This is a genomic window from Streptomyces sp. L500 (genome assembly GCF_054551825.1).
This window is the reverse complement of record NZ_JBTOLC010000015.1, coordinates 87140-103187: the sequence shown is the minus strand read 5'-3', so window position 1 is coordinate 103187 and position 16048 is coordinate 87140. Positions and strand designations below refer to the sequence as shown.

Annotated in this window: 13 protein-coding genes; 10 read left to right on the top strand and 3 right to left on the bottom strand. The window is 72.7% G+C overall.

Going from position 1 to position 16048, the window contains the following annotated elements:
- Window positions 1-37: 37 nt before the first annotated feature.
- The 10 genes from ACX9I7_RS16625 (at window position 38) to moeZ (ending at window position 11463) form a co-directional block, all read left to right on the top strand.
- Window positions 38-130 carry an Ms4533A family Cys-rich leader peptide gene (locus ACX9I7_RS16625; protein WP_346429068.1) on the top strand — a complete coding sequence of 31 codons (93 nt, stop codon included), beginning with the start codon at window positions 38-40 and terminating at the stop codon, window positions 128-130.
- A 161-nt stretch (window positions 131-291) separates the two neighbouring features.
- Complete coding sequence (locus tag ACX9I7_RS16620; protein ID WP_459387783.1) at window positions 292-2016, top strand: ABC transporter substrate-binding protein; 1725 nt, start codon at window positions 292-294, stop codon at window positions 2014-2016.
- The gene (locus tag ACX9I7_RS16615; protein WP_387566546.1) at window positions 2013-3038 is read left to right on the top strand and encodes an ABC transporter permease; all 1026 of its coding nucleotides are present in this window, start codon (window positions 2013-2015) and stop codon (window positions 3036-3038) included. The genes ACX9I7_RS16620 and ACX9I7_RS16615 overlap by 4 nt, the downstream gene beginning before the upstream one ends.
- Window positions 3035-4024: an ABC transporter permease gene (locus ACX9I7_RS16610; protein WP_387566543.1), complete on the top strand. Its 990-nt coding sequence runs from the start codon at window positions 3035-3037 to the stop codon at window positions 4022-4024. Before ACX9I7_RS16615 ends, ACX9I7_RS16610 begins: the two co-directional genes overlap by 4 nt.
- Window positions 4021-5652, top strand: coding sequence for an ABC transporter ATP-binding protein (locus tag ACX9I7_RS16605; RefSeq protein WP_459387782.1), 1632 nt, complete (start codon window positions 4021-4023; stop codon window positions 5650-5652). Before ACX9I7_RS16610 ends, ACX9I7_RS16605 begins: the two co-directional genes overlap by 4 nt.
- Window positions 5653-5813: 161 nt before the next feature.
- Window positions 5814-7346, top strand: coding sequence for a DUF3492 domain-containing protein (locus ACX9I7_RS16600; protein ID WP_459387781.1), 1533 nt, complete (start codon window positions 5814-5816; stop codon window positions 7344-7346).
- A gap of 146 nt (window positions 7347-7492) precedes the next feature.
- On the top strand, window positions 7493-8407 hold the full coding sequence (locus ACX9I7_RS16595; protein WP_459387780.1) for a hypothetical protein: 915 nt from the start codon (window positions 7493-7495) through the stop codon (window positions 8405-8407).
- A gap of 96 nt (window positions 8408-8503) precedes the next feature.
- The gene (locus ACX9I7_RS16590) at window positions 8504-9418 is read left to right on the top strand and encodes an NAD-dependent epimerase/dehydratase family protein (protein ID WP_126915910.1); all 915 of its coding nucleotides are present in this window, start codon (window positions 8504-8506) and stop codon (window positions 9416-9418) included.
- The gene (locus ACX9I7_RS16585) at window positions 9415-10200 is read left to right on the top strand and encodes a spherulation-specific family 4 protein (protein ID WP_387567300.1); all 786 of its coding nucleotides are present in this window, start codon (window positions 9415-9417) and stop codon (window positions 10198-10200) included. The genes ACX9I7_RS16590 and ACX9I7_RS16585 overlap by 4 nt, the downstream gene beginning before the upstream one ends.
- Before the next feature lie 84 nt (window positions 10201-10284).
- Window positions 10285-11463 carry an adenylyltransferase/sulfurtransferase MoeZ gene (gene moeZ, locus ACX9I7_RS16580; protein WP_387566532.1) on the top strand — a complete coding sequence of 393 codons (1179 nt, stop codon included), beginning with the start codon at window positions 10285-10287 and terminating at the stop codon, window positions 11461-11463.
- 83 nt (window positions 11464-11546) lie between these two features.
- On the opposite strand, the gene ACX9I7_RS16575 is transcribed toward moeZ, so the two are convergent.
- From ACX9I7_RS16575 to ACX9I7_RS16565, 3 genes are all read right to left on the bottom strand, one after another.
- Complete coding sequence (locus ACX9I7_RS16575) at window positions 11547-13142, bottom strand: alpha/beta hydrolase (protein ID WP_459387779.1); 1596 nt, start codon at window positions 13140-13142, stop codon at window positions 11547-11549.
- Window positions 13143-13206: 64 nt separating this feature from the next.
- Window positions 13207-14289 (bottom strand): hypothetical protein, encoded by a 1083-nt coding sequence (locus ACX9I7_RS16570; RefSeq protein WP_459387778.1) that lies wholly within the window; start codon window positions 14287-14289, stop codon window positions 13207-13209.
- Between the two features lie 123 nt (window positions 14290-14412).
- Entirely contained in the window at window positions 14413-15981 is a 1569-nt protein-coding gene (locus tag ACX9I7_RS16565) for an alpha/beta hydrolase (protein WP_459387777.1), read from the bottom strand.
- Window positions 15982-16048 lie beyond the last annotated feature (67 nt).

Sequence of the window (16048 nt, the reverse complement as noted above, 5' to 3'; positions counted from 1 at the left end):
TTTGCGGCGGGGCGAAAATTCGTTCAGTCTTCTCGGCATGTCGTCCCGCCCCGCCTTCGAGAACGCCGCCTTCGAGCTGGCGCTGATCGGCGTGGCCGCGCACTCCGTCGCCGACATTCACTGTCGCTGAACGACCCGTTCCGGCATCTCCCCGCGTACTTCCGCGCGCCTTCACGCGTCGCGTCCGCCGGGGGCGGTACGGGCGCTTCCGTGCGCTCTTCTCCTGCCGCCTTCCGGGAACGCGTTCCGCGCTCTCCTCCCCTCGCATTCCCGCGAAAGGCCTGACCTGTCATGCGTCAACTGTCCGTCATATCCCGCCGCGTGGCCGCGGCAGCCGTCAGTGTGGTCCTGGTCGGCGGCGCGGCGGCGTGTGGCCCGAAGGAGAGCGGCGGTGACTCCGCCGGAGGCGGCGCCGACGGCGCGCCCAAGAAGGGCGGCACGCTCACGGTCCTCAACAGAGCGCCGCAGAAGCAGTTCGACCCCGCCCGCCTCTACACCTCCGGCGGCGGCAACATCCCCTCGCTCGTCTACCGCACCCTCACCACCCGCAACCGTGAGAACGGCGCCGAGGGCACCAAGGTCGTCCCCGACCTCGCCACCGACACCGGCACCGCCAGTGACGACGCGAAGACGTGGACGTACAAGCTCAAGGACGGGCTGAAGTACGAGGACGGCACGCCCATCACCTCCGCCGACATCAAGTACGGCGTCGAGCGCTCCTTCGCGCCCGAACTCTCCGGCGGTGCCCCCTACTTGCGCGACTGGCTCATCGGCGGCGACACCTACCAGGGCCCGTACAAAGAGCAGAAGGGCCTCGACTCCATCGAGACCCCCGACGCGAGGACCATCGTCTTCAAGCTGAAGAAGTCCGAGGGCGACTTCCCCTACTTCGCGACCTCCACCCAGTTCGCCCCCGTGCCCAAGGCCAAGGACACCGGGGCCAAGTACGCCGAGCACCCCGTCTCCTCCGGCCCGTACAAGGTCGTGAAGAACACCAACGACGGCGAGCAGATGGTCCTGGAGCGCAACCCCAACTGGTCCGAGGAGACCGACAAGGAGCGCCACGCCTACCCCGACCGCATCGAGGTCAAGTCCGGCCTGGCCCCGGCGGTCATCAACCAGCGGCTCTCCGCCGGCCAGGGCGCCGACGCGGCGGCCGTGACCACCGACACCAACCTCGGCCCCGCCGAGCTCGCCCAGGTCACCGGCGACAAGAAGCTGGCCGCCCGTGTCGGCACCGGCCACTTCGGCTACACCAACTACCTGGCGTTCAACCCGAAGGCCAAGCCCTTCGACGACCCGAAGGTGCGCGAGGCCATCGCCTACGCCGTCAACCGCACCAGCGTCGTCAACGCCGCCGGCGGCTCCGCGCTGGCCGAGCCCGCGACCACCTTCCTGCCCAACCAGAAGTCCTTCGGCTTCACCCCCTACGACCCCTTCCCGGCCGGCGCCACCGGCAACGCCGCGAAGGCCAAGGAGCTGCTGAAGGAGGCCGGTCACCCGGACGGCCTGGACATCACGCTGACCCACTCCACCGCCCAGAACTTCGAGACCAGCCCGGAGATCGCCACCGCGCTCCAGGCCGCCCTCAAGGAGGCCGGCATCCGGGTCAAGCTGGAGGGCCTGGAGGAGAACGACTACGACGAGAAGACCCACAGCGTCGACAAGCAGCCCGATCTCTTCCTCGCCCACTGGGGTGCCGACTGGCCCTCCGGCGGCCCCTTCCTCGCCCCGATCTTCGACGGCCGGCAGATCGTCAAGGACGGCGCCAACTTCAACGCCTCCCGCCTCGACGACTCCGCGGTCAACAACGAGATCGACGAGATCAACAAGATCACCGACCATGACGCCGCCGCCAAGCGCTGGGGCGCCCTCGACCAGAGGATCGGCGCCCAGGCCCTGACCGTGCCGCTCTTCCACCCGGTCTACAAGCGCCTCGTCGGCAAGGACGTCAAGAACGTCGTCATCAGCGACTGGACCGGTGTCCTCGACGTCTCCCAGGTCGCCGTCAAGTGACCACGGAACTGATCACCACCCAGGAACCGGAGGTGGGAGTCGCTCCCGCCTCCGGCGCCCGGCAGGTGTGGCGGCGGCTGCGCGCGCGCAAGTCCGCGCTCGCGGCCGCCGCCGTGCTGGGCCTGCTCGTCCTCCTCGCCCTCGGCGCGCCCCTGCTGGCCGCCCTGGAGGGCCAGGACGCCAACAGCTACCACGACACCCTCGTCGACTCCGCCCGCGGCGGCGTCCCGCTCGGGTCCTTCGGCGGCATCAGTGCCGAGCACTGGCTGGGCGTCGAACCCGGCACCGGCCGCGACCTGTTCGTCCGCCTCCTGTTCGGCGCCCGCGTCTCGCTGCTCGTCGGCGTCGGCGCCACGCTCGTCCAGGTGCTCCTCGGCCTCGCCGTGGGCCTCGCGGCCGCGCTCGGCGGCCGCGCCGTCGAGAGCGCGCTCGGCCACTTCACCGACGTCATGGTGGCCATGCCCCTGCTGGTCTTCGCCATCGCCCTGATGGCCGTCGTCCCGGCCGACTTCCCCCGGCCCGTGCTGCTCGTCGTCGTCATCGGGCTGATCAGCTGGGGCGGCATGGCCCGGCTCGTCCGCGCCCAGGCCCTGGGCCTGACCAAGCTCGACTTCGTCTCGGCCGCCCGGCTCACCGGCGCCTCCCGGCGCCGCGTCGCCCGCCGGGAACTGCTGCCCTCCCTCGCCGCCCCCGTGATCACCTACGCGGCCGTGCTGCTGCCGGCCAACATCGTCATCGAGGCGAGCATGTCCTTCCTCGGCGTCGGCGTGAAGCCGCCCACCCCCTCCTGGGGACAGATGCTCTCCACGGCCACCACCTGGTTCCGCGCCGACCCCATGTACGTCCTGCTGCCCGCCTTCATGCTCTTCGTCACCACCCTCGCCTTCACCGTCCTCGGCGACGGGCTGCGCACGGCGCTCGACCCGCGCCAGGCGTCCCGGCTCGGCGTCGGCCGCAAGCGGCGCACGACCCGCACGAGCGGCGCGGGGACCCGCACGAGCGGCGCGGGAGGCACCGCATGACCGGCTACTTCCTGCGACGCGCCCTCGGCGCGCTCGCCGTCGTCCTCGTCCTCTCCGCCGTCGTCTACGCGACCTTCTACATCGCCCCCGGCGACCCCGCCCGCCTGGCCTGCGGCCCCCGCTGCAACCCCGAACAGATCCGCCAGGTCCGCGAGCAGCTCTCCCTGAACGACCCGGTCTACGTCCAGTACTGGCACTTCCTCCAGGGCATCGTCAGCGGGCACGACTACTCCACCGGCACCGGCGTCCTCCACTGCCAGGCACCGTGCTTCGGATTGTCGTACCAGAACGACCAGCAGGTCACCGACCTGATCGTCCAGCGGCTGCCCGCCACCGCCTCCCTGGCGACCGGCGCCATGGTCGTCTGGCTGCTGCTCGGCACCGGCACCGGACTGCTGTCCGCGCTCCGCCGCGGCGGCCTCACCGAGCGCGTGCTCACCTGGCTCACGCTCGCCGGCACCGCCACCCCCGTCTTCATCAGCGGCCTCGGCCTGCTGATGCTGTTCTGCGCCTACCTGGAGTGGCTGCCCTTCCCGACGTATGTGCCGCTCGTGGACGACCCCGAGCAGTGGGCCTGGAACATGCTGCTGCCCTGGCTCGCCCTCGGCCTCCTCGAGTCGGCGAAATACGCCCGGCTGACCCGCAGTTCCATGCTGGAGACGCTGGCGGAGGACCACATCCGCACCTTCCGCGCCTACGGGGCCACCGAGCGCTCCCTGATCGCCCGGCACGCCCTGCGCGGCGCCGTCGCCCCCGTCGTCGCGCTCACCGCCGCCGACTTCGGGTCGATGTTCGGCAACGCCATGCTCACCGAGATGATGTTCGGCCTGCCCGGCATCGGACAGCTCCTGGTGAACGCCACCCGCACCATCGACCTGCCGGTCGTCGTCGCCGTCGTGATGGTCACCGGCACCGCCGTCGTGATCGCCAACATCGTGGCGGACCTCCTCTACGCCGCCGCCGACCGAAGGGTGGTGCTGCGATGACGACCGTTACCGACACGCCCCTCGTCGTCGTGGACGATCTGTCCGTCCGCTTCCCCACCGGCACGGGCGACGGCGTCGTCCGGGCCGTCTCCGGGCTCTCCTTCACGCTCGCCCCCGGCGGCGCCCTCGCCGTCGTCGGCGAGTCCGGCTCCGGCAAGTCCACCGCCGCCTACGCCCTCCTCGGCCTCCACCGGGGCACCGGCGCCGAGGTCACCGGCACCGTGCGCGTCGCCGGGCAGGACGTCCAGGCCGCAGACGACGCCGCCCTGCGGAAGCTGCGCGGCGGCACCGCGGCCATGGTCTTCCAGGACCCGCTGTCCTCGCTCGACCCGTACCAGGCCATCGGCGACCAGATCGCCGAGGTCCACCGGCTCCACCACCCGGGCGCCGGCCGCCGCGCCTCCCGCTCCCGCGCCGTCGAGGTACTCGACCGCGTCGGCATCCCCGACGCCGCCCGGCGCGCCCGCTCCCGCCCGCACGAGTTCAGCGGCGGCATGCGCCAGCGCGCCCTCATCGCCATGGCCCTCGCCTGCGAGCCCCGGCTCCTCGTCGCCGACGAACCCACCACGGCCCTGGACGTCACCGTCCAGGCCCAGATCCTCGGCCTCCTGCGCGAACTGCGCGAGGAGACCGGGATGGGCCTCATCCTCGTCACCCACGACCTGGGCGTCGCCGCCTCCAGCGTCGACGAGCTGCTGGTGATGAAGGACGGCCGGGCCGTCGAGCACGGCCCGGCGCGCGAGATCCTCGCCCGCCCCCGGGAGGACTACACCCGTGAGCTGTTGGCCGCCGTCCCGCGCGTAAACGTCCGCCGCGAGACCGTCCGCACCCCGAAGGGCGACGACTCCGTCCTGCTTGAAGCCACCGGCCTCCGGCGGGAGTTCGGGCGCGGCAAGAAGACCGTCACCGCCGTCGACGACGTCTCGCTCACCATCCGGGCCGGGGAGACCGTCGGCATCGTCGGCGAATCCGGCAGTGGCAAGACCACTCTCGGCCGGATGCTGGTCCGTCTGCTGGAACCCACCGACGGCGAGCTGCGCTACGAGGGCCGCGAGATCGGCGGCCTGAAAGACCGTGAGCTGCGCTCCTTCCGCAGCGAGCTCCAGATGGTCTTCCAGGACCCCGTCTCCTCGCTCAACCCGCGCCGCAGCATCGGCGAGTCCATCGCCGACCCGCTGCGGGCCGCCGGACGGCTGGACGACGCCGCGATCGTCGCCCGCGTGAGGGAACTCCTGGAGCGCGTGGGCCTCGACCCCGACGCCTACCACCGCTACCCCCACGAGTTCAGCGGCGGCCAGCGACAGCGCGTGGGCATCGCCCGGGCGCTGGCCCCCGAACCGAAGCTGATCGTGTGCGACGAGCCCGTCTCCGCGCTCGACGTCACCACGCAGGCGCAGGTCGTGCGGCTGCTGGGCGAGTTGCAGCGCGAGCTCGGACTGGCCGTGGTCTTCATCGCCCACGACCTGGCCGTCGTCCGCCAGGTCAGCGATCGGCTCGTCGTCATGCGCGGCGGCCGGATCGTCGAGGAGGGCCCCGCCGACACCGTCTACGAGCGGCCCCGGCACGCCTACACCCAGGGCCTGCTCGCGGCGGTGCCCCGGCTCGAACCGGCGGAAGCCACCGCATAGCGCGGATCAACGCCGCATCTGGCCGAAAGTCACTTGCGTTCACCCCTTCCGGTGGCGCGACGGACAACCGTCCGCCGCGCCACCGGGAAGCGCGCATAGCGTGCTCCCCGCTGCCGTAACGGCGGTTGCCGACAAGGGAGAACGGGGGTGTCTTCGTGCGCGTGGGACTGCTTTCCGAAGGCGGTTACCCATACGCCGCCGGCGAGGGCGGAGAGTGGTGCGACCGCTTGGTGCGCGGGCTCGGCCAGCACGACTTCGAGCTCTACGCGCTGAGCCGGACGGCCCGTCAGGAGGACAGCGGCTGGTACGCGCTGCCCGGCAACGTCCGCCGGGTGAGAGCGGCCCCCCTGTGGGGCGGACCCGCCCCCGGAGCCGGCGGCCGGGCCTACGGCGCGTACGGGCGCGACCAGCGACGGCGGTTCGCCGCGCACTTCGGGGACCTCGCGGCGGCCATCACCCTCCCGGGAGATCAGGCGTACCGTTTCGCCGACGGCCTGGGCGGCCTCGCCGACCTCGCCCGCGAGGAAGGCGGCCTCGCGGCGGCCCTCCGCTCCGAACTGGCCCTGCGCGCCCTGGAGACCGCCTGCCGCGCACCCGGCGCCCACCCCGCCGCCTACGGCACCCGCGTCACCGACCTCCTCGTCGTCTCCGGGCTGATCGAGCGGGCCCTGCGCCCGCTCTCCCTCGACTGGTACGGCACCGCCGACGGCGACCGCGGCCTGGCCGCCGTCGACCTGTGCCACGCCACCTCCGCCGGCTCCGCCGCCCTCCCGGGCCTCCTGGCCAAACGCTTCTTCGGTACCCCCCTGCTCGTCACCGAGTACGAGATCGGACTGCGCGAGTACTACCTGTCCTCCGCCCCCGCCGATCTCTCCCCGTCCGTCCGCACCCTCCTCTCCGCCTTCCACCGCCGCCTCACCGCGCTGATCTACTCCGAGGCCGCCGTGATCACCGCCGGGGACGGCCAGGGCCGCCGCTGGCAGGAGCGCTGCGGCGCCGACCGCTCCCGGCTGCGCACCGTCCACCCCGGCATGGACGCCAGCCTCTACGAGGCCGTCGGCGAGGGCGACGAGAGCGCCGCCCTCCGCACCGGCGGCCCGCCCACGCTGGTGTGGGTCGGCGGCGGGACCGAACCCCACCTGTGGGAGGCCCTCGCCACCCTCCGCGCGTCCGAACCGGAGCTGCGGCTCAGAGTGGTCGGGGTGCCACCGGATACCGACACCACCCCGGAAGGCGTCTCCTTCGGGCCCGCCTGCGGCCCCGAGGACTACGCGGCGGGCAGCGTCGTGCTTCTCTCCGGAGCCGTCGACGGCTTCCCCACCGCCCTGGCCGAGGCGATGTTCTGCGCCAGCGCCACGGTCTCCCCGGACGTCGGCGCCGTCCGCGAAGTCATCGGCGGAACGGGCCTGGTCGTCCCCCCGCGCGACCCGGCCGCTCTCGCCGCCGCGTGCCTGGCGCTGCTGGGCGACCCCGAGCGCCGCGCCCGGCTGGGCGCCGCCGCCCGCGCCCGCGCGCTGGAGCTCTTCACCGTCGAGCAGAACGTCGCCGGGTTCGGGGCGATCTACCTGGAGGTCCTCTCCCGCGCCCCCGTCCACCTCGGCAGCCCCGACCCGTCCGTCCCCTTCTCCCACGCGGCGGCCCCCCTCTCCGCGACCTCCCGCACGGCCTCACCGACATGGGCGGGCCGCCGATGACGACGTCGATAACTGAAGACAGCGTGTGGGCAGGCGTTCCGCAGGGCGATGGGGGTACCTCCCATGCCGTTCAGGCTATGGGGGAGGGTGGGCACAACCCACCCACGGACCCGCACGGGCAAGCGGACCCGGTGAAGGTACTGCTGGTGCGCCACCACAGGCTGTGCGCCAGAGCAGTGGACCCACTGGAGATCGCCGCCGGCCTGGAGGCAAGAGGCATCTGCGACCGCCTGGCCGCCACCGACTACCGCCACCGCGACGTCTTCTCCCTCGCGGAGGAACTCCACGCGAGAGCGGAACGCACGGAGAGCGACGTGGCGCTCCACACCCCACCCGGCGAAGGCAAGGGCCACCGCCAAGGCCCGTGCGCCGCCCTGCGCACGGGATGGGGCCCCGCCGGCGCCCTGGCCTGCCTCTGGCTGACCGCCTACGCCCTCGTGGGCGACCCGCTGCTCACGGCGCTGCTCCACGGCCACCGGACCCCGGCCGGCCGGACGGGCCCGTTCCCGGCCGCCCTGGCCGGGGCGGCGCCCACCGTCCTCGCCCTGGCCTGCGCCGCCGCCCCCGCGGCCTGGTGTGCCCACTGGTTCGCGGCCCGGGCGCGCCGGGTGCTCCCGGCCAGCCGGGACCTCGCCGAGTTCGGCAGGCGGACACGGCCCGCCCTGCTGGTGGCGGTGACGCTCTTCCTGGGCGCCCTGCTCGCGTTCCTGTGGCCGGCCCGCTCGGCTGTCCCGGCCGGCCCGCATCCCGTCCTCCACTACCTGGCCGCGGCGGCGCTCGGCCTGCTCCTCTTCCTCGCCGGGCTGCTCACCGCCCACGGGCTGCCCCGGGCAGCCGTCGCCGCCACCCTGGCCGCCGCCGCGGCCGAGGCCCTGCCCCCGCTCACCCTGCTCGCCGCCCGGCTACCGGGCTGCGAAGCCCTGCGCTGGCCCGTCGGCTGGGCGGCCGGGGCCTTCGGCCCCACCGCCCTGTCGCTCGCCGCGTGCGTCCCGCCGGCCCTCGCCCTGCTGGCCCACGCCGTCTCCGCGCTGTCCCGGGCCTCGGTCCACGGACACCGGTGACGTCACCACCCGCCCCACCCCGTCGTCAGGAGAGAGAGCAAGCACGATGACCGTTTCCCCTCCGCGCACCACCGGGCGAGAGCGAGGGCCCGACCGATGAGAGTCCTGCTCCTCGGCGCCAACGGCTACCTCGGCCGTTTCGTGGCCGACCGGCTGCTCGCCGACCCCGCCGTCCAGCTCACCGCCCTGGGCCGGGGCGACGACGCGGACGTCCGCTTCGACCTGGCCTCCGGCAGCCCCGGCGCCCTCACCCGCTTCCTCAACGCCGTCCACCCCGGCGTCGTCATCAACTGCGCGGGCGCCACCCGGGGCGGGGCGCGCGAGCTCACCCGGCACAACACCGTCGCCGTCGCCACCGTCTGCGAGTCGCTGCGCCGCAGCGGCTGCGGCGCCCGGCTGGTGCAGGTGGGGTGCTCCTCCGAATACGGGCCCTCGCAGCCCGGCTCGTCCACCGCCGAGGACGCGGTGCCGCGCCCGGGCGGCCCGTACGGGGTGAGCAAGCTCGCCGCCACCGAGCTGGTGCTCGGCTCCGGGCTCGACGCGATCGTGCTGCGGGTCTTCTCCCCGGTGGGGCCCGGCACCCCCGCCGGCTCGCCGCTGGGCCGGCTCGCGGAGGCCATGCGACGGGCGATGCAGAGCGGCGACAACGAGCTGAAGCTCACCGGCCTCGGGGTGCAGCGCGACTTCGTCGACGTCCGCGACATCGCCCGGGCCGTCCACGCCGCCTCCCTCTCCGCCGCCCAGGGCGCCGTCAACATCGGCACCGGCCGTGCCGTGCGGCTCCGCGACGCCGCGACGCTGCTCGCCCGGGTCGCGGGCTTCGGGGGCGCCCTCCACGAGCTGGACGACCCCCACCTGGGCAGCCCGCCCGCGTACCCCTATCCGGACGGCTGCGGCGGCTGGCAGCAGGCCGACGTGCGCACCGCCCGGGACCGCCTGGGCTGGCGGCCGCGCATCGCCCTGGAGGAGTCGCTGGCCGACATCTGGATGGAGGCGGCGTGTCGTATCTGATCTCCCCGGGGTACCGCCGCGCCCTCGCCGCCCGGAAGGCCCCGCTGCGGCTCGCCGTGCCGGGCTTCGCGCACCCGCTGGTGGCCCCCGCCGAGTGGGGCGGCCTCCAGCGGGCGGGCCTCCCGCTGGACTGGGTGGCGATCGGCGGCGGCACACCGGGGGAGCGCACGGCGGGGGAGCCCGACGGCACGAGCGGCGGCCCCGGCTCCCGGCAGGACCCGTACTGGCTGTCCGCCGTCGTCCCGCTGCGCACGTCGGGCGTCCGGGTGCTGGGCCATCTGGACGCCCGGTACGGCACCCGGTCCTTCGGCGAGCTGCTCTCCGACGCGCAGCGCTACCTCAACTGGTACCGGGTGGACGGCTTCACGCTGGCCCGCTGCCCGGACGACGAGGCCGGGCTCTCCGGCATCCGGCGGATGGCCGGCGCGCTGCGGACCCTCCTCGACGGGGCGTACCTCGTGCTGTCCCACGGCACCCACCCCAGCCCCGGATACGCCGACGTGGGCGACCAGTTGGTGACGTACGCGGGCCCCTGGTCCGGCTACCGCTGGTCCCGGGCCGCCGAGTGGACGGCCGACCATCCGCCCGAGCGCTTCTGCCACCTGGTGCACGGCGTGCCGCGCACGCATCTGGACGAGGCGCTGCGCGTCGCCCGCTGGCAGGGCGCGGGCACCGTCTACTTCACGGACCGCACCGATCGCGACGCCCTGGACCCCTGGGAGTCCCTGCCCGGCTACTGGGACGATTTCGTCTCGCGCATCGGACCTGGTGTCTCGGAATGAGACAGGGCGTGGCAGTGTTACGGGGGAAGAACACACTGTTGCCTCTACCTTCCCCACCGCCGTGGGGATGATCCTGGAGTCCCCGTGTCGCTGCCACCCCTGGTCGAGCCGGCATCCGAGCTCACCGTCGACGAGGTCCGTCGGTACTCCCGCCACCTGATCATCCCGGACGTCGGGATGGACGGACAGAAGCGCCTGAAGAACGCCAAGGTGCTCTGCGTGGGGGCCGGCGGCCTCGGCTCGCCCGCCCTGATGTACCTGGCCGCGGCCGGCGTCGGCACCCTGGGCATCGTGGAGTTCGACGAGGTCGACGAGTCGAACCTCCAGCGCCAGATCATCCACAGCCAGGCCGACATCGGCCGTTCCAAGGCCGAGTCCGCGCGGGACTCCGTGCTGGGGATCAACCCCTATGTGAACGTCGTCCTGCACGAGACCCGGCTCGAAGCCGACAACGTGATGGAGATCTTCTCCCAGTACGACCTGATCGTCGACGGCACGGACAACTTCGCCACCCGCTATCTCGTCAACGACGCGTGCGTGCTGCTGGGCAAGCCGTACGTGTGGGGCTCCATCTACCGCTTCGACGGCCAGGCGTCCGTCTTCTGGAGCGAGCACGGCCCCTGCTACCGCTGCCTCTACCCCGAGCCCCCGCCGCCGGGCATGGTCCCCTCCTGCGCCGAGGGCGGCGTGCTGGGCGTGCTCTGCGCCTCGATCGGCTCGATACAGGTCAACGAGGCCATCAAGCTGCTCGCGGGCATCGGCGACCCGCTGGTCGGCCGGCTGATGATCTACGACGCCCTGGAGATGACCTACCGGCAGGTCAAGGTCCGCAAGGACCCCGACTGCGCGGTCTGCGGCAAGAACCCGACGGTCACCGAGCTCATCGACTACGAGGCATTCTGCGGCGTCGTCTCCGAGGAGGCGCAGCAGGCCGCCGCCGGTTCGACGATCACCCCGCTCCAGCTGAAGGAGTGGATCGACGAGGGCCAGAACATCGACATCATCGATGTCCGCGAGCCCAACGAGTACGAGATCGTCTCCATCCCCGGCGCCCGGCTGATCCCCAAGAACGAGTTCCTGATGGGCAGCGCGCTCCAGGGGCTTCCGCAGGACAAGAAGATCGTCCTGCATTGCAAGACGGGTGTCCGCTCCGCGGAGGTGCTGGCCGTCCTGAAGTCCGCGGGCTTCGCGGACGCGGTGCACGTGGGCGGCGGCGTGATCGGCTGGGTCCACCAGGTGGAGCCGGAGAAGCCGGTGTACTGACCCCGCCGTCTTCCGGTGTGGACCGGCCCCGCTCGCCGGGAGGCGGGCGGGGCCGGCTTCGTGTGTCAGGAACAGCGTTCCCGTCACGAACAGGTCGTGCCGTCCGCCGGGAGCCTGCCGTCGAGGAACGCGGCGTCCATGGTCTTCGTGGCGCACGCGTCGACGCCGTACGTCCCGTGGCCCTCGCCCTTGACGGTCAGCCGGACCCCGACGCCCTTGCCGAGCCGCTCCGCCATGTTCGCCGCGCCGGCCACCGGCGTGGCCGGGTCGCCCGCGTTGCCGACGACCAGGATCGGCGCGGCCCCCGCGGCGCTCACCTCGGGCGTCTTCCACTTGCCCCGCACCGGCCAGCCCGTGCACGACAGCAACGACCACGCGGCGGACTCCCCGAAGACCGGCGAGGCGGCCTTGAACTCCGGCAGCAGCCGGCGGACGTCGTCCACGCTGTAGCGGTCCTGTGAATCAGCGCAGGAAATGGCCCGGTTGGCGGCCTGGAGATTGTTGTAGCGGCCGTCGGGCGCACGGCCCGCCATGGAGTCGAAGAGCAGGAGCAGGGTGTTGCCCGTGCCCTTGACCCTCGCCTCCTGGAGCCCGGCGGTCAGGTACTTCCAGGTGTCCTTGGAGTACAGCGCCGTCGCGATGCCGTTGGTGGCCTCGTCCTGGGTGAGCTCGCGCCCCTGGCTCGTGGGCAGGGGCTTCGCGTCGAGATCCTTGAGGAGCGTGGTGATCTCGTCCAGGGTCGGGCAGCGGCCGCCGGTGCCGGCGGCGCCCGCCGAGGCGCAGTCCTTGAGGTAGTCGTCCAGCGCGAGCTGGAAGCCCTTGGTCTGGCCGAGGTCGCCCTGCACGGTGTCCTGCGTCGGGTCCACCACGGCGTCGAGAACGGTGCGTCCGACGTTCTTCGGGAACAGATGGGCGTAGACGCCGCCCAGTTCGGTGCCGTACGAGATGCCGAAGTAGTGGAGCTTGGACTCGCCGAGCGCGGCCCGGATCCGGTCGAGGTCACGGGCGGCGCTGACGGTGTCCACGTACGGCAGGACCTTGCCGGAGTTCTTGGCGCAGGCGTCGATGTACGCCTTGTTGACCGCGAGGGTCTGCTTGAGCTCGGCGTCGTCGTCCGGAGTGCCGTCCACCTGATAGGCCGCGTCGAGCTCCTTGTCGCTCTGGCAGCGCACGCCGGCGCTCTCGCCGACGCCGCGCGGGTCGAAGCTCACCAGGTCGTAGCGGGCGTGGAGGGTGGCGTAGCCGTCGGCGAGGGCGGGCAGCGCGGAGACGCCCGAGGCGCCGGGGCCGCCGAAGTTGAAGACGAGCGAGCCGACGCGGTGGGACGGGTCCGTGGCCTTGCTGCGGATCAGCGCGAGGTCGATCTTCTCGCCGTCCGGCTTGGAGTGGTCGAGCGGCACCGGGAGCTTCGCGCACTGCCAGGCCCTGCCGGGGGCCTTGCCCGTGCCCTGCGCGGCGGTGGGCGCGTCGCACGTCTTCCAGCTGAGCTTGACCGCGGGGGAACCGTTCTTGCCCCCGTTGGTGTCTCCGCTGCCGTCGGCACCGCTGCCGCTGCCGCTGTTCCGGCCGTTCGTTCTGTCGCCTCCGTTGTCACCGCATCCGGTGACGGCGAGGGCGATCACGAGGGCGGTGGCGGCGAGGGAGGCGAGGGCCGTGACCCGGGGCCGTGTGGGACTCATTCCACCGACTCTACGGATGAATCGCCCTTTCCCGACCCCCTGACGACCCGGCGTACAGGCGTTGTCAGGCGGAGCGCAGGGGCGCACAGCCGATCCGGCCCGCGACGGCGTCCACGAACGCCGGGAAGGCCCGGCGCGGATCGTCGGCCCGGGTGCCCGTGCGGCCGGGGCCCGTGCGCATGGTGAACACCGTGGGGCGGCCGGCGCAGTCGGCCCGTATGAGGGCGCCCGTCGCCTCGATCCGCCCGTGGGCACGCCAGCCCGGCGCGGGTGGGGTGTCGCCCGTGAGCCCGTCGAACAGGGCGACGATCCTGGGCCGGGCGGTCATCGCGAACCGGGCCGCCCAGCGGAACGCGTCCGTCGCCGCCAGCGCGCACGTCTCGAAGTCGGGCTCGGAACTGCCCGTTCCGGCCGGGCTCGCCATGCCCGGCCCGGCTATGCCCGGTATCGCGCAGGTCCCGGGCGCGCGGGGCGAGGCCAGCGGCCGGGCCTCCTGGGCGCACCCCGTCACCTTCGCGGCCCGGTTGGCCACGTCCAGCAGGAGCCTGCCCGTGCGCGCCGGGGAGGCGTCCGGGAACGATCCGGTCAGCGTGACCACCGACGGCCGGCCGCGCACATCGCACGACTCCGGCAGCACCAGCGTGCCCGACGAGGCCGTGACGAAGCCCGGGAGGGCGTCCGGGAGCGGCGAGTCGCCCCCGGCGAACAGATCCGTCAGCCAGGCCCGGCGTTCGTCCGCCGCCTCGGGGCCCGTGCCGTAGCTGACCTCCAGGCGGCGCTCGGCCCAGCGTTTGTCACTGTTGCCGTTGCCGTTGCCGTTGCCGTTGCCGTTGCTTTTGCCGTTGCTGTTCCCGTTCCCGTCGTGGTCGTTGCCGGGGTCGCTCCCGCGCCAGCTCAGTGTGCACTGGCCGTGGGGACGGCCCGGGCCCGGCGCGCTCTCCCGGGACACCCGCTGCCGTACGCCCCCGGTCTCCCCGCGGAACGGGCCGTTCTCCTCCGACCATGTGCCCCAGCAGTAGTCCTGCCTGGCCAGCGGCCTGAACTGCGTCTGCCACAGCGCCATCAGGGCCGCCAGCAGCGCCGCTATGGCCAGGGCGCCGGTGAGCAGTCTGGCCTTGCGGCCCGGGTGTTCGGCCGTGCGTAACACCTCTGTCCCCCTCCGTCGCCCGTGCTGCCGATCCCAGTGAAACTCTGTGCGGGCGATGGTAGTGCGGGCCACTGACATTCGAGCCGCAGGAGTTCGTAGTACCGGTGTGATGTGCTATGGGTGCTATGAGCACACCTTCCCGGGTGCCGGAACAGTACCTTCCAGCAGGTATGCGTCAACCGCGCTCTTCACGCACGCGTTGCCGCTGTCGTACGCGCCGTGGCCCTCTCCCCGGTACGTCATCTCGACTCCGACGCCCTTGCCGAGCTCCTGGGCCATCTTGTGCGCTCCCTCGTAAGGAGTCGCCGGATCACCGGTGTTGCCGACGACGAGGATGGGCGCGGAGCCCTTCGCGCTGACGTCGGGCGTCTGCCATTCGCCCTTTACGGGCCATCCGGTGCACTGCAGCAGGCTCCACGCCATGAAGTCCCCGAAGACCGGTGACGCCTTGCGGAACTCCGCCGCCCTCCGCTCGATGTCCGCCGCCGTGTAGCGCTGGGAGAAGTCGGCGCACGTGATGGCGTTGAGCGACGCCTGGAGGGAGCTGTAAGCACCGTCCTGGCCACGGCCGTTCATGGAGTCGCCCAGCATGAGGAGGATCTTCCCGTCGCCGTTCTCGGCGTCCTCGACGCCCTCGGTGAGGTAGTCCCAGAACTCCTTCGAGTAGAGCGACTGCGCGATGCCGCTGGTCGCGAGCGACTGCGTGAGGTCGCGGCCCCCGCCGCCCGGCACCGGCTTCTTCTCCAGCCGCTCGAGGAGCGAGTTGATCTGCTGCTCCGTGGGGCAGTTGTCCGAGGTCTTCGTGCAGGCCGTCATGTAGTCGCCGAGGGCGAGCTGGAACCCGGCGGCCTGGGCGAGGGCGCTCTGCAGCGGGTCGCTCGACGGGTCCACCACGCCGTCCATCAGCGCCCGGCCGACGTTCTTGGGGAACAAGTGCGCGTAGACGCCGCCCAGTTCGGTGCCGTACGAGACGCCGAAGTAGTGGAGCTTGTCGTCGCCCAGGACCTGACGCATGAGGTCCATGTCGCGGGCGGCGTTCGTGGTGCCGATGTGGGGGAGGAACTTCCCCGAGCGCTTCTGGCAGCCCTCCGCGTACTTCTTCACCCGGTCCACGAGGGCGTTCTGCTCGGCGGGGGTGGCCGGGGTGGCGTCCGCCGCGTAGTACGCGTCCAGTTCCTTGTCCGGCAGACACGTCACCCCGTTGCTGCGGCCGACCCCGCGCGGGTCGAAGCTCACCAGGTCGTAGCGGGTGCGCAGGGTGCGGTAGTCGTCGGCGAACGCGGGGAGCGTCGTCACGCCCGAGCCGCCGGGGCCGCCGAAGTTGAAGAGGAGCGAGCCGATGCGGTGCGACTGGTCGGTGGCCTTCGCCCGGATCATGGCGATGCCGATCTTCTCGCCGTCCGCGTGGGCGTAGTCGAGCGGCGCGCGCAGGGTCGCGCACTCCCAGTCCGGGCCGGGGGGACGGCCGGCGGTGCCCGCGTCCTCGCTGCGGCTGGGGGGTGGGCAGGGTTTCCAGTCCAGTTTCTGGGTCTGGAGGGGGGCCGCGGCCTCCGTTGGCGCGTTCGTCGCTGTCCGGGGTGGGTTCTGCTTCTCCTGTGCGTCGCCCGTGCCGCTGCAGCTCGTCGCCGTGAGCGTCAGCAGCGCGGCCGCGAGCAGGGCTCGTGCTCTGGCCGTGCGCGGGGATGTGGACACGCCTCCCACTTTTGGGCGGCGTGGGGCGGGGCGCGCGCAGGGAGGGCCGTATGGGTTACGGCGGGCT

Excerpts from the sequence above, each read along its gene's own strand:
- ACX9I7_RS16590 (WP_126915910.1), top strand. The coding sequence starts at position 8,504 with ATGAGAGTCCTGCTCCTCGGCGCCAACGGCTACCTCGGCCGTTTCGTG.
- ACX9I7_RS16625 (WP_346429068.1), top strand. The coding sequence starts at position 38 with ATGTCGTCCCGCCCCGCCTTCGAGAACGCCGCCTTCGAGCTGGCGCTG.
- ACX9I7_RS16605 (WP_459387782.1), top strand. The coding sequence starts at position 4,021 with ATGACGACCGTTACCGACACGCCCCTCGTCGTCGTGGACGATCTGTCC.
- ACX9I7_RS16620 (WP_459387783.1), top strand. The coding sequence starts at position 292 with ATGCGTCAACTGTCCGTCATATCCCGCCGCGTGGCCGCGGCAGCCGTC.
- ACX9I7_RS16575 (WP_459387779.1), bottom strand. The coding sequence starts at position 13,142 with ATGAGTCCCACACGGCCCCGGGTCACGGCCCTCGCCTCCCTCGCCGCC.
- ACX9I7_RS16610 (WP_387566543.1), top strand. The coding sequence starts at position 3,035 with ATGACCGGCTACTTCCTGCGACGCGCCCTCGGCGCGCTCGCCGTCGTC.